This is a genomic window from Azospirillum sp. UENF 112521 (assembly GCF_058780665.1).
This window is the reverse complement of the sequence record NZ_JBSNCI010000004.1, coordinates 190381-211278: the sequence shown is the minus strand read 5'-3', so window position 1 is coordinate 211278 and position 20898 is coordinate 190381. Positions and strand designations below refer to the sequence as shown.

Genomic DNA, 20898 nt, shown 5'->3' with positions numbered 1-20898 from the left:
CCCTTAGACGGCGAGGATGGCGGTGGCGGCGGAGCAGAAGGTGCCGCCCAAGCCGTGGGCCAGCGCGACCTTGGCGTCCGGCACCTGGATGCCCGGAGCGTCGCCGCGCAGCTGGCGGACGCTCTCGATCAGGGTGAAGATGCCGCGCTTGCCCGGATGGTTGGAGGAGAGCCCGCCACCGTCGGTGTTGGTCGGCAGGCTGCCGCCATCGGCCGACAGGGCGCCGGCCGCGACGAAGGGGCCGCTCTCGCCGCGCCCGCAGAAGCCCAGATCCTCCAGCGCCAGCATCGGCGTGATGGTGAAGGCGTCGTAGATCTGCGCCACATCGATGTCGGCGGGGGTCATCCCGGCCATGGCGAAGGCGCGCGGGCCGGACAGGGCGGCGGGGGTGGAGAGATCGTCGGGGATCTGGCTGTTCTGGGTCCGTGCGACGGCGGCGCCATAGCCGGCGAGATAGACCGGGCGGCGCTTCAGGTCGCGCGCCCGTTCGCGGCTGGTCATCACAAGGGCACCGCCGCCGTCGGTGACGACGCAGCAGTCCAGCCGGTGCAGCGGCGAGGCGATCATCGGCGAGGCCAGCACGTCGTCCACCGTGATCGGCTTGCGCAGCCGGGCCTGGGGATTGGCGGCGGCGTGGCCGCGGAAGGTGACGGCGACCTGGGCCAGCTGTTCCGGCGTCGTGCCGTAGAGGTCCATATGGCGGCGGGCGAACAGGCCGTAGGTCGAGATCAGCGTCGGCGCATAGGGGATCTCGTACTGGCCCGGACCGGCCGGGAAGACGAAGGGGTCGAAGGACGGGGTGGAGAGCGGCCACCAGCGCGGACAGGCGGCATAGCTGATGACCACGACCTCGGCCAGCCCGGTGGCGATGGCGGCGGCGGCCTGACCGGCTTGCAAAATATAGGAGCAGCCGCCGACGTCGGTGCTGTTCACATAGGTCGGCTGGATGCCGATATATTCGGCCAGCTCGATGACGTCCATCGTGCCGCCGCCCTCGGCCCAGTCGCCGGACGCCGCGCAAAGCCCGTCCACATCCGACAGCGCCAGCCCGGCATCGTCGAGCGCGCCCAGGATGCATTCCATCTGGAGGGCGAAGGGATGGACCCGCGGCGCGTCCCGGCGGGGGAACTCATAGGCGCCGACGATGGCGGTCTTGCCCGAAAGCTGCTTCACGCGCTGGTCGTCCTTTCATGGTTGCAGGCTTTCACGGTTGCAGGAGCCCTGGCACCGGCGGCGGGGCGTCGGCGTGCAAAGAGGGGTTCGTCGAACAAGTATTGGAAGACAGGGCGACGGGGCGGCACGGGGAACGCGAAGATGTCCCGGCGTCCATCATAGAACTCGATCGCCGCCGGTGCGCTGCCGGCAAGATCGAGAATACCGGACACCCTCCGTGTCACAAGCAGAAAAAAGTGTGCGCTCCGGTGCATGGAGCGCACCAATGACCGGCGGCCGTCCGGTGCGTTTGCTGCACCGGATTGGGCCAAACTAAGCGATTGTTTTCGGAGCGCGGCGGCGCAAGCCTTTGGGCATGCCTTTCCCGTCCAAACTCCGGTCGGCGCCTTGCGGCGCGGCCATCTCCGGCCCGGACCACCGGTGCCCGGCAGCCCCGAAGGACCGCTCATGACCAACACGGAAACCCAACGCCGGGACGGCCCGCTGGCCGGCGTGCGCGTTGTCGATCTCACCCACATGTTGGCCGGCCCCTACAGCACCTGGCTGCTCGGCGCGCTGGGCGCCGACGTCATCAAGATCGAGCGTCCGGGCAAGGGCGATTTCACCCGCGTCATCGCCCCGTTCAGCGACGACGAGAGCATTTACTTCATGAGCGTCAACCGCAACAAGCGGAGCCTTACGCTCAACTTGAAGGAGGAGAAGGGAAAGGAGATTTTCAGGCGCATCGTCGCCACCAGCGACGTGCTGGTGGAGAACAACCGGGCCGGCACGATGGACCGGCTGGGGCTGGGCTACGACGACCTGAAGCCGGTTAACCCGAAGCTGGTTTACGCCTCGATCTCCGGCTTCGGGCAGGATGGCCCCTACCGCCACCGGCCCTGCTTCGACGTGGTGGCACAGGCGATGTCCGGCATGATGAGCATCACCGGCGAGCCCGGCGGCCAGCCGGCCCGCGTCGGCGCCTCCATCGGCGACATCGGGTCGAGCCTGTTCGCCACCATCGGCATCCTGTCGGCCTTGCAGAAGCGGGCCGCCACCGGGGAGGGCAGCTTCGTCGACGTGGCGATGCTGGATTGCCAGCTGGCGCTGATGGAGAACGCCATCGCCCGCTATCTGAATGCCGGCGACGTGCCGCGGGCGCTGGGCAGCCGCCATCCGCTGATCGCGCCCTTCCAGTCCTTCCCCACCGCCGACAAGCCCATCGCCGTCTGCGTCGACACCAACGAGCAGTGGGAGCGGCTGGTCGGCGCCATGGGGCTGCAACATCTGCTCGCCGACCCGCGTTTCCTCACCGGCTCCCTCCGCAACGCCCATCACGCCGAGCTTGAGCCGCTGCTCGTTCCGGTCTTCGCCGGCCGCAGCCGCGACGAATGGCTGGAGCGGCTGGAGGCGGCGGACGTGCCGTCCAGCCCGATCAACAGCGTGGCCGACGCGCTGGTCGACCCGCAGGTGGTCCACCGCGGCATGGTGGTGGAGGTGCCGCCGAACTCCGGCAAGCGCTTCGCCGCCGTGCCGATCCACATGCAGGGCGCTCCGCTGGCGGCCGAGGCCCCGGCGCCGCGGCTGGGCGAGCACACCGACGCCATCCTGGCCGAGTTGGGCTTCGCCGCCGCCGAAATCGAGGCGTTGCGCAGCGCCGCGGTGGTGTGAGGATGGACGGGCGGACGCCGAAGGAGGGGGGCGGAAACGGGGCGCGTGCGGTGCTGGCGAAAATGCTTCATGATGGCATCGGATCCGCACCGTTGCACACCGCCCCGCCGCATATCGCCCCGATGACCCAGCCCCGCATGGCGCGCCGCCTTCCTCCACTCCTGGCACTCCGTGCCTTCGACGTCTTCGCCCGGCTGGGCACCGTGCGCGCCGCCGCCGACGAGCTGGCGGTGTCGCACACAGTGGTGTCCCGCCACATCCAGAACCTGGAGCAGTCCGTCGGCGTCAAGCTGGTGGCCAAGTCGGGGCGCGGCCTGTCCCTGACCCGCGAGGGCACCCGCTTCGCCGCCCAGATGCACCGCGCCTTCGATCTGATCGCCGACGCCAGCAACGAGCTGCGCAACGGCGGGATCGAGGCGGTGCACATCTGCTGCCTCGCCGGCCTGGCCTCGCGCCGCCTGCTCGGCCGGCTGCCGGATTTGGAAGCGGCGATGGACGGGCGCGAGGTGATTTTGCAACCGACCTCCGCCCGTCCCGACTTCAGCCGCGGCGAGGCCGATGTCGAAATCATGTATCTGGAGGATGGCGCCGCCGCCGTTGCCGAGGGGCTGCGCGCCGAGATGTTCGCAAAGCCGCGCATCCTCGCCATCGCCAGCCCGGAGTTCAAGGCGCGTTATCCCGACGTGCGGACCCCCGCCGATCTGGTCGGTCTGCCGCTGATCCACGAGCAGTCCACCGGCATGTGGGAGGCGTGGCTGGAGGAGGCAGGCGTCGGCGAGCTGCCGCGGCTGCGCGGCCCGCGCCTGTGGCAGGCCCATCTGACCATCGAGGCCGCCCGGCTCGGGCGTGGCGTGGCGCTGGTCAGCGACCTGCTGGTCATCGACACCCTCGCCAGCGGCGAGCTGGTGGAGATGGTGCGCAGCGACGTCACCATCGGCGGCTATTACCTGATCGCCCCGGCGCAGAAATGGAACACGCCGGTGATCGCGGCGATCCGCCAATGGCTGCGCGACGTTTTCCCTCCATCGGTGCCAGAACCGATCTCCTGACAGCCCGGTCTCCTGAATTTCACCATCCGGGGCGCCGCCGCCCGGCTCCCGGCCATCGCGGAACCCGACCATGCCCAACCACTCCCTGTTCGACCAACTGCTGAACCCGGCCACCGACCCGGCCCGCCTCGCCATCGAGACCGCGGACGGCGGGCGTCTCACCCATGGCGATCTGCGCGCCGCCACCGGCCGCATGGCGAACGCGCTGGTCGCCGCCGGCGTGCGCCCCGGCGACCGCGTCGCCGTGCAGGTCGAGAAGTCGGTCGAGGCGCTGGTGCTCTACCTCGCCTGCCTGCGGGCCGGGATGGTCTATCTGCCGCTGAACACCGCCTACACCCCGGCGGAGCTGGGCTATTTCGTCGGCGACGCCGAGCCGGCCCTGGTGGTCTGCGACCCGGCGCGTCTCGACGCCACCACGGCGCTGGCAGGGACCGTTGCGGTGCGCACGCTGGACGCGCGCGGGCAGGGCAGCCTGACCGAAACGGCGGCCGGACAGCCGGACGAGTTCGCCACCGTTGCGCGCGGGCCCGACGATCTGGCCGCCATCCTCTACACCTCGGGCACCACCGGGCGGTCGAAGGGGGCGATGCTGACGCAGGAGAACCTGCTGTCCAACGCGCGGGTGCTCCAGACCGAATGGCGCTTCGGGCCGGACGACGTGCTGCTGCACGCCCTGCCGATCTTCCACACCCACGGGCTGTTCGTCGCCTGCAACCTCGTGCTGCTGTCCGGCGCCTCGATGGTCCTGCTGCCGCGTTTCGACCCGGCCGACGTGCTGGCCCGGCTGCCGGCCGCCACGGTGATGATGGGGGTGCCGACCTTCTACACCCGCCTGCTCGGCCAGGAGGGGCTGACGCCCGAGGCCTGCCGGTCGATCCGCCTGTTCGTCTCCGGCTCCGCCCCGCTGCTGGCCGAGACCCACCGCGCCTGGGAGGAGCGCACCGGCCACCGCATCCTGGAGCGCTACGGCATGACCGAGAACCGGCATGCTGACCTCCAACCCGTATGACGGCGACCGCGTGGCCGGCACCGTCGGCTTCCCGCTGCCGGGCGTCGAGCTGCGCATCGCCGACCCGGCGACCGGCGCGCCGCTTGCCGGCGACGCCATCGGCGCCATCGAGGTGCGCGGTCCCAACGTCTTCAAGGGCTACTGGCGCATGCCGGAGAAGACGGCGTCGGAGTTCCGGCCGGACGGCTTCTTCATCACCGGCGACCTCGGCCGCATCGACGGCCGGGGCTATGTCCACATCGTCGGGCGCGGCAAGGACCTGATCATCAGCGGCGGCTTCAACGTCTATCCCAAGGAGGTCGAGGGCGAGATCGACGAGCTGCCCGGCGTTCTGGAAAGCGCCGTGATCGGCATCCCCCATCCCGATTTCGGCGAGGCCGTCGTCGCCGTCGTGGTTGCGGACGGCACCGCACCCGTCACCGAGGCCACCGTCGCCGCCGCCCTGAAGGACCGGCTCGCCCGCTACAAGCAGCCCAAGCGCGTGGTGGTGGTGGCCGAGCTGCCGCGCAACAGCATGGGCAAGGTGCAGAAGGCGCAGCTTCGCGATACCCACGCGGGGGTGTTCGGATGAGCGGCGCCGTCCTGCCGCCTCTTCCCACCGAAATCCTGACCTCCGGGCCTTTGCGGGTCGCGGAGGAATGGATCGACCTCTACGGCCACATGAACATGGCGCGCTATGTCGCCCTGTTCGACGAGGTCGGCTATGCGCTCCAAGAGCGCTGGGGGCTGGGGGAGACCTACACCGGCGAGACCCGGAAGGGGCTGTTCGTGGTCGACGTCGCCGTCAGCTACAAGCGGGAGCTGACCGCCGGCACGCCGCTGACGCTGGCGCTGCGGCTGCTGGAGGCCGACACCAAGCGTCTGGTCAGCCTGATGGAGCTGCGCCGCGGCGACGACGGCACGCTGGCCGCGACGATGGAGCAGCTGTCCGTCCACGCCGACCTGACGACGCGGCGGGTCGTCCCGTTCGATCCGCCGGTGGCGGAGCGCTTGCGCGATCTGGCGGCCGTCCATGGCGCGCTGCCGCTGCCGGCCGGTCACCGGCGCCGGCTGACCTGCCGGGGGTGAGGCCGGCGGCAGGAATTTTGCTGGCTATCAAAACAATACTGCCGCATGCAAGCTGTCCCACATCGGGAAGTCGTTGTCGGTGGACACAAGCATGGTCGGTCGTCTTGGCGTTTGGGTGGTGCGGACGCTGGCGGGCGTGGTCCTGCTGCTGCCGGGTGCCGGGGCTTCCGGACAGGAGATGCCGGGCGGGGCGGAGGCGATCACCGTCCTGACCTCCTTTCCCGCCGCCTTCTACGAGCCGGTGCGCGACGCGTTCGAGCAGGCCTATCCCGACCGGCGCCTGCATGTGATCAACACCAAGACCACCGCGGCGATCACCCAGTTGCAGGATCGCGTGGCGAAGGACGTCGACGTCTTCTGGGCATCGGCCCCCGACGCCTTCGAGGTGCTGAAGGCCGCCAGGCTGCTGGCGCCGGTGGCGCCGCGTCCGACCGGCGCCCCGGCGACCGTCGGCAACCAGCCCATCGACGACCCCGACGGCCTCTATCTCGGCTTCGCGCTGTCGGGATACGGGCTGATCTGGGACCAGTCCTATCTGGACCGGCATGGCCTCGCCGCCCCGTGCCGCTGGGAGGATCTGCGCCGGCCCGGCTATGCCCGGCATCTCGGCATCACCTCGCCGTCGCGCTCCGGCACCATGCATCTGATGGTGGAGACGGTGCTGCAACTGCATGGCTGGGAGCGCGGCTGGGCGACCTGGCTGGAGATCGCCGGCAATCTGGCGACGGTGACGGCGCGCAGCTATGGCGTGGTGGAAGGCGTCGGCAAGGGGCGCTTCGGCATCGGGCTCGCCATCGATTTCCTCGGGCAGGGGACAAGGCAGGAGTCCGGGCCGCGCGAGAGCGGGGAGTTGGGCACTCTGCGCTTTGCCTATCCGGCCGACGGCGTGTTCCTGCCGGCCAGCGTGGCGGTCCTGCGCACCGCCCCCAATCCGGCGGGGGCGAACCTGTTCATCGACTTCCTGCTGTCGCCGGCCGGGCAGGCCCTGATGCTGCGTCCCGACATCGGGCGGCTGCCGGTGCGGCCCGATGCCTATGCCGCCGCCCCCGCCGGCTATCCGGCCCCGTATGCGCGGGAGACCGGCGACGACCTGTTCCTCTTCGACCGCGCCTTGTCCGGCCGCCGCTATGAGCTGGTCAACCTGCTGTTCGACGAGCTGATCACCTTCCGCGTGAAGACGCTCAACCGGGTCTGGCACCTGATCCATCAGGGCGAGAGCCGTCTTGCGGCAACCCCCGATCCGACCGCGCGCGACCTGTTGCGCACCGCCCGCGAGGCGGCGACGACGATCCCGGTCGATGCCGCCCAGGCCATCGACCCGGCCTTCTCCACCGCCCTGCGCCGGCCGGCGCGCGGCATGCCGGTGTCCGCCCGGCAGGGCGATCTGGAGGAGGAGTGGCGCGCCTTCTCGCAGAATCAGTTGGAAACGGCGCTGTCGGCGGCGGAACGCGCGCTGGTGATCCTGCGCGCGGCGGCTGGCGAAGGGGTCTGGCCGTGAGTGCCGTGGCGACGCCCTCGTCCGGTGGCTTGTCCGGCCGGCCGGGCAACGGTGCGGGCAGGCTGCGCTTCGGCATCCGGGTCCGGCTGTTCCTCGCTTTCGTCGCGGTGGCCACCCTGTCGGTGGTGGCCTGCGCGCTCGGCTGGCTGTCCTACGACCGGCTGGGCGGCACGCTGGACGAGTTCGCCGAAAGCCATCTGCCGGCCCTGGGCGTGGCGGCCAAGCTGGCGGAGGAGGGCGGCGCCATCATCGCCACCGCCCCCATCCTGGCCGGCAGCCGGACCGAGGACGAGATGGACGCGATCCGCGACACGCTCGGCCGCCGCCTGACCACCCTGAGGGCGCTGACCGACGCCATCGAGGGCGGCGTTCCCGGCCTGCGCCCGGTGGTGGATTCGCTGGGCCGCAATCTGGCGGCGCTGGACGGCACGGTGCGCCAGCGGCTGGCGCTCGGCCGCCGGAACCAGGAGGCCATCGAGCGGCTGCGCTGGCTGCATGCCGATTTCCTCGACGAGATCGATCCGCTGGTCGCCGACGCCCGCTTCAACATCCAGAGCGCGCTCACCACGGTGGAGAGCGGGAAGCCGTCGGCCGATGCCGTCCGCATCCTGCGCGAGGAGAACCGGCGCAGCGAGGCGCTGTTGCAGATCGGCGCCAACGGAAACCTCGCGGTCGGGCTGGTCGCGCGGGCGGCGACGCTCGCCACGGCGGAGCTGCTCGACGACAATGCCGGCTTCCTGGACGAGACCGCCGACCGGCTGCAACGCGACCTGACGGCGCTGGCCGGCTGGGCGGACGGCGTCTCGCTGCGGCAACTGGTGGGCCAGCTTCTCGACCTCGCGCGTGGGGCCGACGGCAGCGTGCCGGCGCTGCGCCGGGAGGAGCTGGAGACGGCGGCGCGCGGACAGGCCCTGCTGGCGGAGAACCGCGACATCGTCGCCCGGCTGAACGGGCTGATCGCCCGGCAGGTCCAGGCGGTGGAGCAGGATTCCCGCGCCGCCGCCGCCCGCTCCGCCGGGGCGGTGGCGTTCGGCCGCTCCGCCCTGCTGGCGAGTGCGCTGGTCAGCCTGCTGGTGGCGGTGCTGGTGGCCTGGCTCTACGTCAACCGCAACCTGATCTCCCGCCTGACCCGGCTGGGCGATGCCGCCCGCGCCATCGCCGCCGGCGACCTCAAGGCCGACATTCCGCTCGGCGGCGGCGACGAGCTGTCGGACATGGCGGCGGCGCTGCTGGTCTTCCGCGACACCGCCATCGCGGTGGAGGAGGCGAACGCCCAGGCGATCATCGACAATGCCCAGGCCGGGCTGGCGATCACCGACGCGCAGGGCGTGATCGAGTTCGTCAACCCGCTCGCCGCAGCGCTGATCGCGCCGCCGCCCGGCGTCCGGGCCGGGGAGGGGGAGGCCGGGCGCCTTGCCGACCGGCTGGATGCGGAGGCCGCCGCCCGCCTTGCGGCCTTCTTCGCCCGGGCGCCGTTCGCTCAAGCACCCGACGGTGCAGGCGGTCCGGCGCCCACCCTGTCGATCCTGGCGACCGGGCGCCGTCCGGACGGCGGGGCGGTTCCGGTGCAGGTCGGCGTCCGTCCCTTCTGGCGGCGCCAGCGGCAGCGCTTCATCGTCACGCTCACCGACATGACCGAGCGGCTGGAGGCCCAGCATGTGCTGGAGCGCACGGTGCAGGAGCGCACCACCGACCTGCGCGCCACCAACGACCGGCTGGAGCGCGCCATCGCCGAACACCAGCGCACCGAACGCGAGCTGCGCGAGGCGCAGGCGGAGCTGGTGCAGGCCGGCAAGCTGGCGGCGCTCGGCCAGCTTGCCGCCGGGGTCGGGCACGAGCTGAACCAGCCGCTCGCCGCCATCCGGTCCTACGCCCACAACGGCCGCAAGCTGATCGGGCTGGGCCGGGTTGAGGAGGCCGAGGGCAATCTCGGCAAGATCGCCGACCTGACGGCCCGCATGGCGAACATCACCAACCACCTGAAGCGCTTCGCCCGCCGTCCCGACAGCCGGCTGGGGGCCGTGGAGTTGGCGCCGGTGATCCAGGGTGCCCTGTCGCTGTTCGGCAACCGCCTGCGCGAGGAGGCGGTCGCGGTCGAGCTGGCGCTGCCGGACGCCGACCCCGCCTCCGGCACGCCCTTGCGGGTCCGCGCCGAGGAGGTGCGGCTGGAGCAGGTGCTGGTCAATCTGCTGAGCAACGCGCTGGACGCCGTGGCCGGCGCGCCGGTGCGCCGCATCCTGATCCGCGCAGAGGTCGTGGAGGAGGGGGAGGAGAGCGGGGGCGAGGAGGGCGGCGCCGTCCGCATCGAGGTGCGGGACAGCGGCTCCGGCATCGCCGCCGATCCGGTCGCCCAGATCTTCGATCCCTTCTTCACCACCAAGCCGGTGGGGACGGGGCTGGGTCTCGGCCTGTCGATCTCCTACAACATCGTCCGCGACTTCGGCGGCGTGCTGTCGGTGGCCGAGAGCGGCCCCGATGGAACCGCCTTCGTCCTCACCCTGACCCGTGCGTGAAAGTCTTGCCCATGACCGTCCTGCTGATCGACGACGACCCGGAAGTGCTCGATTCCAGCCGCCAGAACGCTGGAGCTGGAGGGCTTCGCCGTCGAAGCGGTGACGGAGCCGGAGGCCGGGCTGGCCCGGCTCGGCGCCTCCTGGCCCGGCGTGGTGGTGACCGACGTGCGCATGCCGGGGATGGACGGCTTCGCCCTGCTGGAGCGGGTGCGCGCGGCGGATGCCGAGGTGCCGGTGGTGCTGGTCACCGGCCATGGCGACATCGCCATGGCGATGCGCGCGGTCCGCGAGGGCGCCTACGACTTCATCGAGAAGCCGGCCGAGCCCGACCATCTGGTCGAGGTGGTGCGGCGCGCGCTCGCCCATCGCGGGCTGGTGCTGGAGAACCGCCGCCTGCGGGCGCAGCTGGCGGAGGGCGGGCCGGAGGGGCGGATCATCGGCCGGTCCCCGGCCATCGAGCATCTGCGGGCCGCCGTGGCGAACCTCGCCGACGCCGAGGTCGATGTCCTGCTGTTCGGCGAGACCGGGACGGGGAAGGAGCTGGTCGCCCGCAGCCTGCACGAGGGCGGCCGGCGGCGCGCCGGCAATTTCGTGGCGCTGAACTGCGGCGCCATGCCCGACACCATCATCGAGAGCGAGCTGTTCGGGCATGAGCCGGGCGCCTTCACCGGGGCGCAGGGGCGGCGCATCGGCAAGCTGGAATATGCGGCGGGCGGCACCCTGTTCCTCGACGAGATCGAGAGCATGCCGATGCATCTCCAGGTCAAGCTGCTGCGCGTGTTGCAGGAGCGGGCCATCGAGCGGATCGGCGGCAACCGGACGATCCAGCTGGACCTGCGGGTGGTGGCGGCGACCAAGGTGGATCTGCTGCGGCTGGCGGCGGAGGGGAAGTTCCGCGAGGATCTCTATTACCGCCTGAACGTCGTCACAGTGCCGCTGCCGCCCTTGCGCGAACGGCGCGGCGACGTGGCGCTGCTGTTCCGCCATTTCCTCGACGCGGCCCTGGCGCGGTCGCGCCGGACGCCGCCGCCGCTCGATCCTGTCCTGCTGGCGCGCCTCGCCGCCCATGGCTGGCCCGGCAATGTCCGCGAGCTGCGCAATGTCGCCGAGCGGGTGGCGCTCGGGCTGGGCGACGGGCTGGCCACGGTCGGCGCTTCCGCCGCATCTGCCGGCATGACGGAATCGGCGGAGATCGAGCCGCTGGCCGACCAGCTTGACCGCGTCGAGAAGCAGCTGATCGAGGATGCGCTGGCCCGTTGCGGCGGCCGGGTCGGCGAGACGGCGGAACGGCTGGGGATCACCCGCAAGACGCTGTACCTGAAGATGCGCCACCACGGGCTGAGCCGGGACGATTTCGCGGAGGAGTGAAAAAGCAGGGGCTGGAATGTTCCCCGCATTACCCAGTCGCCTCCGCCGATGTTCCCGTCCTGACCCATCGATGATGTGCGAAGCCAGAGCGTGCAAGGGCTGACCGTCTGGCATGCCGATTGCTGAATGGGCGAGCATAAGACATCAAGGGAGGGACAACACCCATGCTTCGCACCTCGCGCAACCTGCGCAACGCCGCCGCCGCCCTGGGCGTCCTGCTGCTGTCCGGCACCGCCGCCTTCGCGCAGGATGCCAGCGGCAAGCTCGTCATCGTCACCTCTTTCCCCAAGGACATGACGACCGCCTTCCAACAGGCCTACCAGAAGGCCAACCCCAAGGTCACGGTCGAGATCCTGAACCGCAACACCAACGCGGGCGTGAAGTATCTGCAGGAAACCGCGTCCAACAACGGCGTCGACCTGTTCTGGGCGTCGGCCCCCGACGCCTTCGAGGTGCTGAAGGGCGCCGGGCTGCTCCAGCCCTACAAGCCCAAGGTGGAAGGGATCCCCGAGAAGGTCGGCGCCTATCCGGTCAACGATCCCGAGGGCATGTATGCCGGCTTCGCCGCGTCCGGCTACGGCATCATGTGGAACAGCCGCTACATGAAGGCCAACGATCTGCCGATCCCCAAGGAATGGGCCGACCTGACCAAGCCCGCCTATTACGACCATGTCGCGATCTCCGCCCCGTCGCGCTCCGGCACGACGCACCTGACCATCGAGACGATCCTCCAGGGCGAGGGCTGGGAAAAGGGCTGGCGCACCAACAAGGAGATGGCCGGCAACTACCGCACCATCACCGAGCGCAGCTTCGGCGTGCCGGACGGGGTGAATTCCGGCGCCTTCGGCGTCGGCATCGTCATCGACTTCTTCGCGTTGTCGTCGCAGGCCTCGGGCTTCCCGGTGGAGTTCGTCTATCCGACCGTCACCACCATCGTCCCGGCCAATGTCGGCGTCGTGAAGAACGCCCCCAACAAGGCCGCCGCCGAAGGCTTCGTCGACTTCCTGCTGTCGCCCAAGGGGCAGGAGGTTCTGCTGGAACCGGCGATCCGCCGCCTGCCGGTCAACCCGGTCACCTACGAGAAGGCCCCCGCCGGCTATCCCAACCCGTTCAAGGACAAGTCGCTGGGCTCGCAGGTGAACTTCGACGTCAACGTCTCGCAGGCCCGCTACAACGTGGTGGACGCGCTGTTCGACCAGCTCGTCACCTTCCAGCTCGACGACCTCAAGGCGGCGACCCAGGCGATCCACAAGGCCGAGGCGGCGCTCGCCAAGAAGCCGAACGACAAGGCCAAGGCCCTGCTGGGCGAGGCGCGCGACCTCGTCGCCGCCATGCCGGTGACGGCGGAGCAGGCCGCCGATCCGCAACTGGCCGGCGCCTTCACGGTGGAACGCAAGTCGGCCAAGGACGCTGTGCCGGAGCGCCAAGCGCAGGTCGAGCAGAAGTGGGCCGCCTTCGCCAAGGAGAACTACGCCAACGCCCGCAAGAAGGCCGACGAGGCGGCTGCCCTGGCGCGTTGAGCCTGATGCGCTGACGCTGGTTGCGTCCAGCCTAGGGGGGCGCTCCAAGAGCGTCCCCTCCTTTCTCCTCAGCCGACAGGCCTTTCCATGACGTCACTTGCGCTCACGCGCGACCGCATCGCGCGCGTGCGGCCGGGGCCGGCGCTGGCCGCGCTGCTGATCGCCGCATTCCTGCTGCTGTTCCTGGTCGTTCCGGTCGTCCAGGTCATCTTCGTCGCCTTCCAGGACAAGACGACCGGGGCCTTCACCCTGGTGAACTTCGCCGACTTCTTCCAGAACGACCTGTTCATGCGGTCGTTCGGGAACTCCTTCTACGTCTCTGCGATGTCGGTGGTGGTGGCGAGCCTGCTGGCGCTGCCGCTGGCTTACCTGACCACGCGCTTCGAGTTCCGCGGCTCGGTGCTGATCCAGAGCCTGGGCATCATCCCGCTGATCATGCCGCCCTTCATCGGCGCGGTGGCGATGCAGCTGCTGTTCGGGCGCAACGGCTCGGTCAACCTGCTGCTGCGCGACCATTTCGGCTTCTCGATCCCCTTCATGGAGGGGCTGAACGGCGTCATCTTCGTCCAGAGCATCCATTATTTCCCCTTCATCCTGATCAACCTGTCGGCCAGCCTGAAGAACATCGACCGGGCGATGGAGGAATCGGCGCAGAATCTCGGCTGCCACGGCTTCCGCCTGTTCCGCCGTATCGTCTTCCCGCTTGCGATGCCGGGCTACGTCGCCGGCGCCTCGCTGGTCTTCATCAAGGTGTTCGACGATCTCGGCACGCCGCTCCTGCTGAACGTCAACGACATGCTGGCGCCGCAGGCCTACCTGCGCATCTCCTCCATCGGCATCGCCGATCCGATGGGCTACGTCATCTCGGTCGTGCTGATCGCCTGCTCGCTGCTGGCCTTGTGGGTGTCGGCGCTGGCGATGCGCGGCAAGGACTACGCCACCGTGCAGCGTGGCGGCGGCGGTCTTGCCAAGCGGCGCCTGAAGCCGCTGGAGATGGTGGCGGCCTACGGCATCGTGCTGCTGATCCTGGTGCTGGTGCTGGCGCCGCATGTCGGGCTCGGCCTGTTGTCCTTCGCCACCATCTGGTCCTTCAGTCCGCTGCCCGACGCCTTCACCCTGAAGCACTACCACACCGTCTTTTCCGAGAGCGGGCAGTACATCACCAACACGCTGCTCTACGCCTCGCTGGCGGCACTGCTCGACGTGGTGATCGGCACGGCCATTGCCTATCTGGTCCTGCGCACCAAGCTGCCGGGCCGACAATGGCTGGACTACATCGCGATGGCGGCGCTGGCAGTGCCGGGCGTCGTGCTGGGCATCGGCTATCTGCGCAGCTTCTACGGCCTGCCGATGCCCTTCACCGGCCAGCCGCTGTCCAACTTCTGGCTGATCCTGGTCTTCGCGCTGGCGATCCGCCGCCTGCCCTACGCGCTGCGCGCCTGCACCGCCGCCTTGCAGCAGGTCAGCTCCTCGCTGGAGGAGGCGGCCGAGAATCTCGGCGCCACCAAGCTGCGGACGGTCGGGCGCATCGTCGTGCCGCTGATGTCCGGCGGCATCCTGGCCGGCTTCGTCACCAGCTTCGCCACCGCGGCGGTCGAGCTGTCGGCGACCATCATGCTGGTGCATTCGCAGAGCGACGCGCCGCTGGCCTACGGCCTCTACGTCTACATGCAGTCGGCGGCCGGCCGCGGTCCGGGGGCGGCGCTCGGCATCTTCGCCGTCATCATCGTCGGGCTCGGCACCTATCTGTCGCACGTCGTCATCGAGCGCGGCCGCCGCGACCGCGGCCAGGACCACTGAGGGAAACCATCGTCATGAACCACCAGTTTTCCCCGGCTGCGCTCGCCGCCCAGATCGAGAGCGTCGGCGTCGACATCGAGGGCGTCAACCTGTCCTACGGCAGCAACCATGTGCTGAAGGACGTGAACCTCGCCATCAAGCCGGGCGAGTTCTTCGCCTTTCTCGGCCCGTCCGGCTGCGGCAAGACCACGCTCTTGCGGCTGATCGCCGGCTTCAACACCGCCCAGCGCGGCGAGGTCCGCATCGGCGGACGCGACATCTCCGGCCTGCCGCCGCACCGGCGCGACGTCGGCATGGTGTTCCAGAGCTACGCGCTCTGGCCGCACATGACCGTCCGCCGCAACGTCGCCTTCGGGCTGGAGGAGCGCCGTGTCCCCCGCGCCGAGATCGAGCGGCGGGTGGACGCCGCGCTGGAGCTGGTCGGGCTGAAGCATCTGGCCGACCGCCGCCCCTCGCAGTTGTCGGGCGGCCAGCAGCAGCGCGTGGCACTGGCGCGCACCGTGGTGATCGAGCCGAAGATCCTGCTGCTCGACGAGCCTTTGTCGAACCTCGACGCCAAGCTGCGCGTGCAGATGCGCCAGGAGCTGCTGAGCCTGCAACGCAAGCTCGGCCTGACCACCATCTTCGTCACCCACGATCAGGAGGAGGCCAACACGATCTGCGACCGCATCGCGGTGATGGAGGACGGGCGGGTGCAGCAGGTCGGCACCCCGCAGGATCTCTACGACCATCCGGCCAACCTGTTCGTCGCCGGCTTCCTCGGCACCGCCAATGTGCTGGACGGCGCGGTGCGGGACGACGGGGCCGGGGGCCGCGCCTTCGTCGGCACCGGCTTCACCCCGGTGGCGCTGCCGGCGGCGGGCGTTGAGACTGGGGCCGGGGGCAAGCTGATGTTCCGGCCGCAGAACCTCGCCATCCGCGCCGATGGCCAGCCGCCGGCGCCCGGACATGCCCGGCTGACCGGCACCGTCCGCCACCGCGAATTCCTCGGCGCGTCGATCCGCTATGCGGTGGATGTCGGCGGGCAGCTGGTTCAGGTGGACGCGCCGCATCAGGCGGGCGATGCTCTGCTCCCCCCGGATGCCCCGATCATCCTCGACCTCGCGGCCGACAAGGCCCGCTTCCTCCGCCAGTAAGGTGCCGCAACCGTGACCGATACCGTGAACCGCCCCACCATCCGCGCCGTCGCCTTCGACCTCGACGGCACGCTGGTGGACAGCGTGGCCGACCTGATGCATGCCTCCAACGCCCTGCTGGCCGAGCTGGGGCGCCCGCCGGTCGATCTGGCGGCGGTGCGCTCCTTCGTCGGCGACGGAGCGCCCAAGCTGGTCGAGCGCGTGCTGGCCGCCACCGGCGGGGTTCCGGCTGCGGACGAGACCGCCCGCTGCGTCAAGCGCTTCCTGGCGATCTACGAGGCCGACCCCAGCGCCCACAGCACGCTCTACCCCGGCGTCGCCGAAACGCTGGGCCGGCTGGCGGAGGCCGGGCTGCGGCTCGGCGTCTGCACCAACAAGCCGATGGCGGCGACCCTGCGGCTGCTCGACGATCTGGGCATCGCCGGCCGCTTCGCCGCGGTGGTCGGCGGCGACAGCTACCCGACCCGCAAGCCGTCGCCGGAGCCGGTGCTGGGGCTGCTGGAGCGGCTGGAGGTCACACCGGCGGAGACCGTCTTCGTCGGCGACAACGAGCATGACGTGGCAGCCGCCCGCGCCGCTGGGGTGGCGCGGGTGCTGGTGGTGCCCTACGGCTACGCCCGCGTCCCGCTCGACGGCCTGCCGCATGACGGCATCCTCGGCGGCTTCGCCGATCTGGCGGAGCGGCTGTCATGCTGAGGTCGGTGATCTTCTGCCGGCACGGCGAGACGGAGAGCAATCTCGGCGGCTGGCTCGCCGGCTCCAAGGACGTGGCGCTGACCGAGCGGGGCCGGGCGCAGGCGCAGGAGGCCGCCGCGAGCCTGCGCGCCGGAGGACAGTCGGTGGCTGCGGTCCACAGCAGCCCGCAGCGCCGGGCGCTGGAGACGGCGGGCATCCTGGCGGAGGCGCTGGGCGTTCCGGTGATTCCCGTGGCTGGGCTGGAGGAGCGGCGCTGGGGCGATCTCGAAGGCGGCGCCATCCCGGCCGACCTGCTGCGGGAGGAGGTTCCGAACGGCGAAAGCCTGACCGGCTTCCGCGCCCGCGTCACCGAGGCGCTCGACGGGCTGCCGGTGCCCGGCGACGGCGGCCCGCTGCTGGTCGTCGCCCATGCCGGCACCTGGCCGGTGCTCTGCCGCTGGATGGGGGTCGAGTCCGACCTGCTGTGGCCGCCCAACGCATCGCCCGTCACCCTGACGCGGGAGGGGGTGGCGGCCCTGTGAGCGACCGTGTGAGCGGCCCTGCGAGCGGATGCCGGGCAAAACAGGAGTCGCCAAGCAATCCGTCCTTGTCATAGTATGGACGCACATATCTGTCCGACGTCACGCCAGGGGGCCGCAGCTGGGTTTCAGCGGGTCCCGACGTGATGGAGCGGGCCGGAGCAATGGCGCTCCAATCCGGGCCGACCGCCCTGATTGGGGCTTTTTTTGTTTTATTTTCAACCGGACAGCTGCCGGTTGGCCTGGGTGTGGATTACGGCTGCGAGTTCGACGAAGAGGTGGATGCAGATGGAGTGTACCCCCAAGAGCGGTGAACCATGGCGGGTCGGCGTGCTGTTCTCGCAGACCGGGGTCACGGCGGGAATCGAACGCACCCAGCTCCAGGGCACGCTGATGGCGATCGAGGAGATCAATGCCGGCGGCGGGGTCAACGGCCGGGAGATCCTGCCCATCGTCGAGGATCCGCGGTCCGACCCGGCGCTGTTCGCGGCACTCGCCGAGCGGCTGATGACCGAGGAGCGGGTCGGCGTCCTGTTCGGCTGCTACATGTCGAGCACGCGCAAGGCGATCCTGCCGGTGGTGGAGCGGCGCAACGGGCTGCTGCTCTATTCGACCCTCTATGAGGGGTTCGAGTGCTCGCGCAATGTCATCTACACCGGCGCCGCCCCCAACCAGAATGGTCGGCAGCTGGCCGACTATCTGACGCGGGAGTATGGCAGCCGTGTCTACATGGTGGGATCGGACTACATCTATCCCTATGAATCCAGCCGGATCATGCGGGATCTGGTGCTCCAGCGGTCGGGCAAGATCCTGGCGGAGAAATATCTGCCGCTGAATGCGACGCAGAAGGCATTCGCCCCGGTCATCCGCGACATCCGGCGCAAGGAGCCGGACTTCATCTTCTCCACGGTGGTCGGCGCCGCCACCGCCCATCTCTACCACGCCTATGCCGAGGCCGGGTTCGACCCGGCGCGGATGCCGATTGCCAGCCTGACCACCAGCGAGGCGGAAATCAGCGACATCGGCGTCGCCGCCTCGCGCGGGCATGTCACCGCCGCTCCCTATTTCGATTCCATCGACAGCGAGGCCAACCGCCGCTTCGTCGCCCGCTACCGCGAGCGGTTCGGGGAGCATGAGCGGACCAACGCGTCGTGCGAGGCCGCCTATTTCCAGGTCCATCTGTTCGCCCAGGCCCTGCGCATCGCCAACTGCATGGACACCGACCGGCTGCGCGACGCCATCTTCGGGCAGGAATTCGATGCGCCGCAGGGGCGGGTGCGGATCGATCCCGACAACAACCACACCTACCTGTGGCCGCGCGTCGGCCGGGTCGATGCGGATGGCCGGTTCGAGATCGTCGCGGAGTCGCCGGTGGCGATGAAGCCCGATCCATATCTGGTGGATCACAACGCTGCCGGCGATGCGGACATCCGCTGGCGGCGGCAGGCCACGGTCTGACCGCAAACGGGGCGAACGCCGCATGTCGATCAACCTGCTCCGCGACATCCGTTCCTTTCGCGTGGTGGTCATCCACCCGCAGGACGCCGAGGCGGAGGAGCTGCTGCGCCAGCTCCACCGCATCGGCTGCCAAGCCCGGTCCGAATGGCCGCCGCCCAAGGACCGCCCCAGCGGCGTCGACCTGATCTTCCTCGACATGACCCAACTGCTGTCGGGGCAGGGACGGCTGTCCTGGTCCAGCGCCGACGACGGGCCGCCCATCGTCGCCGTGCTGGATTACGAAAGCCCGACCGTGCTGAAGGCTCTGGTCGATTACGGAGTGCGCGGCTTCGTCAGCAAGCCGATCCGCGCCTTCGGCCTGCTGACCACCATGTTCATGGCCCACCGTGCCGCGGAGGGCGAGCGCGGCATGCGCAAGCGCCTGCACAAGGTCGAGCAGCGGCTGGACGGCATCAAGAAGGTCAGCAAGGCCAAGGCGATCCTGATCGAGCAGCGCCGCATCACCGAGGAGGAGGCCTATCGCTTCATCCGCGAGCGCGCCATGGCCCGGCGGACGACCATCGAGGCGGTCGCCGCCGCCATCATCGACGCCAGCGAAATGCTCATGGCAGAAAATCCGAGCCGCTGACCATTTTTGATGTTGACGGTGAGGCAGCGCACTGTGCATCTTACTAAGCAAGTGAAGCAAATCGCCCGCGTCCGCCAATGATGTCGGATCGACGGGCAGGCGATGAAGCCCCTGAAGGTGTCACAGCCTTGCCGGGGCTTTTTTTGTGCTTGAACCTGACGTACCGACGCTCACTCCGGCACCACAGATGCGAGGGACGCCGATGGATGGGTTTGTGCAGGGATAAGTTCGACTGTTCAGTCTTTGCGGATTGACGCGGCGATCAGCTTGTCGCGCAACGGATTGTTTTGCCCGGCGCCTCATTCATTGGCTGTCGGCAAGAACAACACTGCATGATCGACGCCACCATTCGTTGAGTATTTTAAAATCAGCTGACACGACTTGAGACCGCACCAGGCACACCCCCGCCGATGACGCCGGGAGCTCGTGCCGAGGCAATGAAGCCCCAGCAGGCCGCCGGCCTGGGTGGGGCTTTTTTTGTGCGCTCTCCTGTCCGTGCCGAAGAACTGCCCAAAACAGGCAAACGAGGAGGAAACGCGTCATGACCTTCACACGGCGTAATTTTCTGAAATCGACGGCCGTCGCCGGGGTAGCCGGATCGGTCGGCTTCCCGCACATCTGGATCAAGGACAGCGGCGCCGCCTGGGCGGCGAACGGCGAGATCAAGGTCGGCGTCCTCTTCTCGCTGACCGGCACCACCGCGGTCGTCGAGAAGTCGATGCACAACGCCACCATGATGGCCATCGACGAGATCAACGCCGCCGGCGGCATCAACGGGATGAAGCTGACCGCAATCGTCGAGGATCCGGCCTCCGACCCCGCCACCTTCGCCGACAAGTCCAACAAGCTGGTGCTGAACGACAAATGCGTCAGCGTCTTCGGCTCCTACACCTCCGCCTCGCGCAAGGCGGTGCTGCCGGTCTTCGAGAAGCGCAAGAACCTCTACTGGTATCCGACGCTTTACGAAGGCCGCGAGTGCTCGAAGAACGTCATGTACACCGGTGCGGTGCCCAACCAGCAGCAGAAGGACTTCATTCCCTGGCTGGTCAAGACGTTCGGCAAGAAATTCTACCTGATCGGCTCCAACTACATCTATCCCAAGGAAGAGAACAACGTCTGCAAGATCCTGCTGAAGGAGCTGGGCGGCGAGGTGGTCGGCGAGGAATACGTGCCGCTCGGCCATTCTGAATTCGGCTCGGTGCTGAACAAATTCCGCGAGACCAAGCCGGACGTGATCTTCTCCACCGTGGTCGGCGACAGCGTGATCGCGCTGCACAAGCAGTACAAGGCGGCGGGGTTCAGCCCGGACAGGATGCCGATGGCGAGCCTGACCACGTCGGAGGTGGAGATCGCGGCGATGGGCGGCGAGTATGCCGCCGGCCACTTCACCTCCGCCCCCTATTTCATGGGCCACCAGTCCAAGGAGAACGAGGTCTTCGTCGAGAATTACCGCAAGCGCTTCGGCAAGGACTCGGTGACGCACTTCGTGTCTGAGGCGGCCTATTTCCAGATGCACCTGTTCCGCAAGGCGGTGGAGAAGATCGGCAAGGGCGACATCAGCCCCATCGCCGTCCGCGACGCCACCGCCGGGCTGGAGATCATGGCGCCGCAGGGCAAGGTGAAGGTCGATGGCGACAACCTGCATTGCTACCTGTGGCCGAAGATCGGCCAGGCCCAGGCCGACGGCCAGTTCAAGGTCATCCAGCAATCGTCGGACTGGGTGAAGCCGGAACCCTACTGGGCCTATCCGGGCCAGAGCTGCACCAAGGACGGCCTGAAGGGTGCGTGAGCAATGAACGGCCAGGGGAGGGCGT

Annotated in this window: 15 protein-coding genes and 1 pseudogene; 15 read left to right on the top strand and 1 reads right to left on the bottom strand. The window is 69.3% G+C overall.

What is annotated here, in order from left to right:
* Nucleotides 1-3: 3 nt before the first annotated feature.
* Nucleotides 4-1173 carry a thiolase C-terminal domain-containing protein gene (locus tag ACWPN8_RS21675; protein ID WP_492242237.1) on the bottom strand — a complete coding sequence of 390 codons (1170 nt, stop codon included), beginning with the start codon at nucleotides 1171-1173 and terminating at the stop codon, nucleotides 4-6.
* Between the two features lie 447 nt (nucleotides 1174-1620).
* Between ACWPN8_RS21675 and ACWPN8_RS21670 the strand changes: the two genes are divergently transcribed.
* The 15 genes and pseudogenes from ACWPN8_RS21670 to ACWPN8_RS21600 all read left to right on the top strand — a co-directional run bounded on the left by ACWPN8_RS21670 (nucleotide 1621) and on the right by ACWPN8_RS21600 (nucleotide 20873).
* On the top strand, nucleotides 1621-2823 hold the full coding sequence (locus ACWPN8_RS21670; protein ID WP_492242236.1) for a CaiB/BaiF CoA transferase family protein: 1203 nt from the start codon (nucleotides 1621-1623) through the stop codon (nucleotides 2821-2823).
* A 122-nt stretch (nucleotides 2824-2945) separates the two neighbouring features.
* Nucleotides 2946-3872, top strand: coding sequence for a LysR substrate-binding domain-containing protein (locus tag ACWPN8_RS21665; RefSeq protein WP_492242235.1), 927 nt, complete (start codon nucleotides 2946-2948; stop codon nucleotides 3870-3872).
* A gap of 70 nt (nucleotides 3873-3942) precedes the next feature.
* Nucleotides 3943-5452: pseudogene (locus ACWPN8_RS21660) on the top strand (malonate--CoA ligase).
* Nucleotides 5449-5949, top strand: coding sequence for a thioesterase family protein (locus ACWPN8_RS21655; RefSeq protein ID WP_492242234.1), 501 nt, complete (start codon nucleotides 5449-5451; stop codon nucleotides 5947-5949). The pseudogene ACWPN8_RS21660 and the gene ACWPN8_RS21655 overlap by 4 nt, the downstream one beginning before the upstream one ends.
* Before the next feature lie 91 nt (nucleotides 5950-6040).
* A complete protein-coding gene (locus tag ACWPN8_RS21650; protein ID WP_492242233.1) occupies nucleotides 6041-7447 on the top strand; it encodes an ABC transporter substrate-binding protein in 1407 nt (468 codons plus the stop codon).
* On the top strand, nucleotides 7444-9960 hold the full coding sequence (locus ACWPN8_RS21645; protein ID WP_492242232.1) for an ATP-binding protein: 2517 nt from the start codon (nucleotides 7444-7446) through the stop codon (nucleotides 9958-9960). The genes ACWPN8_RS21650 and ACWPN8_RS21645 overlap by 4 nt, the downstream gene beginning before the upstream one ends.
* 99 nt (nucleotides 9961-10059) lie before the next feature.
* Entirely contained in the window at nucleotides 10060-11328 is a 1269-nt protein-coding gene (locus ACWPN8_RS21640) for a sigma-54-dependent transcriptional regulator (RefSeq protein WP_492242231.1), read from the top strand.
* 164 nt (nucleotides 11329-11492) lie between these two features.
* Nucleotides 11493-12848, top strand: coding sequence for an extracellular solute-binding protein (locus ACWPN8_RS21635; protein WP_109446914.1), 1356 nt, complete (start codon nucleotides 11493-11495; stop codon nucleotides 12846-12848).
* Between the two features lie 87 nt (nucleotides 12849-12935).
* Nucleotides 12936-14648 (top strand): ABC transporter permease, encoded by a 1713-nt coding sequence (locus tag ACWPN8_RS21630; protein ID WP_492242230.1) that lies wholly within the window; start codon nucleotides 12936-12938, stop codon nucleotides 14646-14648.
* A gap of 14 nt (nucleotides 14649-14662) precedes the next feature.
* Nucleotides 14663-15784 (top strand): ABC transporter ATP-binding protein, encoded by a 1122-nt coding sequence (locus ACWPN8_RS21625; RefSeq protein ID WP_492242229.1) that lies wholly within the window; start codon nucleotides 14663-14665, stop codon nucleotides 15782-15784.
* Between the two features lie 12 nt (nucleotides 15785-15796).
* Nucleotides 15797-16480: a phosphoglycolate phosphatase gene (gene gph / locus ACWPN8_RS21620; protein WP_492242228.1), complete on the top strand. Its 684-nt coding sequence runs from the start codon at nucleotides 15797-15799 to the stop codon at nucleotides 16478-16480.
* On the top strand, nucleotides 16474-17001 hold the full coding sequence (locus ACWPN8_RS21615) for a histidine phosphatase family protein (RefSeq protein ID WP_492242227.1): 528 nt from the start codon (nucleotides 16474-16476) through the stop codon (nucleotides 16999-17001). The genes gph and ACWPN8_RS21615 overlap by 7 nt, the downstream gene beginning before the upstream one ends.
* A 285-nt stretch (nucleotides 17002-17286) precedes the next feature.
* The gene (locus ACWPN8_RS21610) at nucleotides 17287-18456 is read left to right on the top strand and encodes a transporter substrate-binding domain-containing protein (RefSeq protein ID WP_109452788.1); all 1170 of its coding nucleotides are present in this window, start codon (nucleotides 17287-17289) and stop codon (nucleotides 18454-18456) included.
* 22 nt (nucleotides 18457-18478) lie between these two features.
* The gene (locus ACWPN8_RS21605; RefSeq protein ID WP_158285391.1) at nucleotides 18479-19084 is read left to right on the top strand and encodes an ANTAR domain-containing response regulator; all 606 of its coding nucleotides are present in this window, start codon (nucleotides 18479-18481) and stop codon (nucleotides 19082-19084) included.
* A 541-nt stretch (nucleotides 19085-19625) separates the two neighbouring features.
* Nucleotides 19626-20873, top strand: coding sequence for a transporter substrate-binding protein (locus ACWPN8_RS21600; protein ID WP_492242226.1), 1248 nt, complete (start codon nucleotides 19626-19628; stop codon nucleotides 20871-20873).
* Nucleotides 20874-20898: the final 25 nt, after the last annotated feature.

What these genes read in the sequence shown, in the direction of transcription:
- ACWPN8_RS21605 (WP_158285391.1), top strand. Translation starts at nt 18,479, where the DNA reads ATGTCGATCAACCTGCTCCGCGACATCCGTTCCTTTCGCGTGGTGGTC.
- ACWPN8_RS21635 (WP_109446914.1), top strand. Translation starts at nt 11,493, where the DNA reads ATGCTTCGCACCTCGCGCAACCTGCGCAACGCCGCCGCCGCCCTGGGC.
- ACWPN8_RS21625 (WP_492242229.1), top strand. Translation starts at nt 14,663, where the DNA reads ATGAACCACCAGTTTTCCCCGGCTGCGCTCGCCGCCCAGATCGAGAGC.
- ACWPN8_RS21630 (WP_492242230.1), top strand. Translation starts at nt 12,936, where the DNA reads ATGACGTCACTTGCGCTCACGCGCGACCGCATCGCGCGCGTGCGGCCG.
- ACWPN8_RS21655 (WP_492242234.1), top strand. Translation starts at nt 5,449, where the DNA reads ATGAGCGGCGCCGTCCTGCCGCCTCTTCCCACCGAAATCCTGACCTCC.
- ACWPN8_RS21665 (WP_492242235.1), top strand. Translation starts at nt 2,946, where the DNA reads ATGACCCAGCCCCGCATGGCGCGCCGCCTTCCTCCACTCCTGGCACTC.
- ACWPN8_RS21600 (WP_492242226.1), top strand. Translation starts at nt 19,626, where the DNA reads ATGACCTTCACACGGCGTAATTTTCTGAAATCGACGGCCGTCGCCGGG.
- ACWPN8_RS21615 (WP_492242227.1), top strand. Translation starts at nt 16,474, where the DNA reads ATGCTGAGGTCGGTGATCTTCTGCCGGCACGGCGAGACGGAGAGCAAT.
- ACWPN8_RS21610 (WP_109452788.1), top strand. Translation starts at nt 17,287, where the DNA reads ATGGAGTGTACCCCCAAGAGCGGTGAACCATGGCGGGTCGGCGTGCTG.
- ACWPN8_RS21670 (WP_492242236.1), top strand. Translation starts at nt 1,621, where the DNA reads ATGACCAACACGGAAACCCAACGCCGGGACGGCCCGCTGGCCGGCGTG.
- ACWPN8_RS21650 (WP_492242233.1), top strand. Translation starts at nt 6,041, where the DNA reads ATGGTCGGTCGTCTTGGCGTTTGGGTGGTGCGGACGCTGGCGGGCGTG.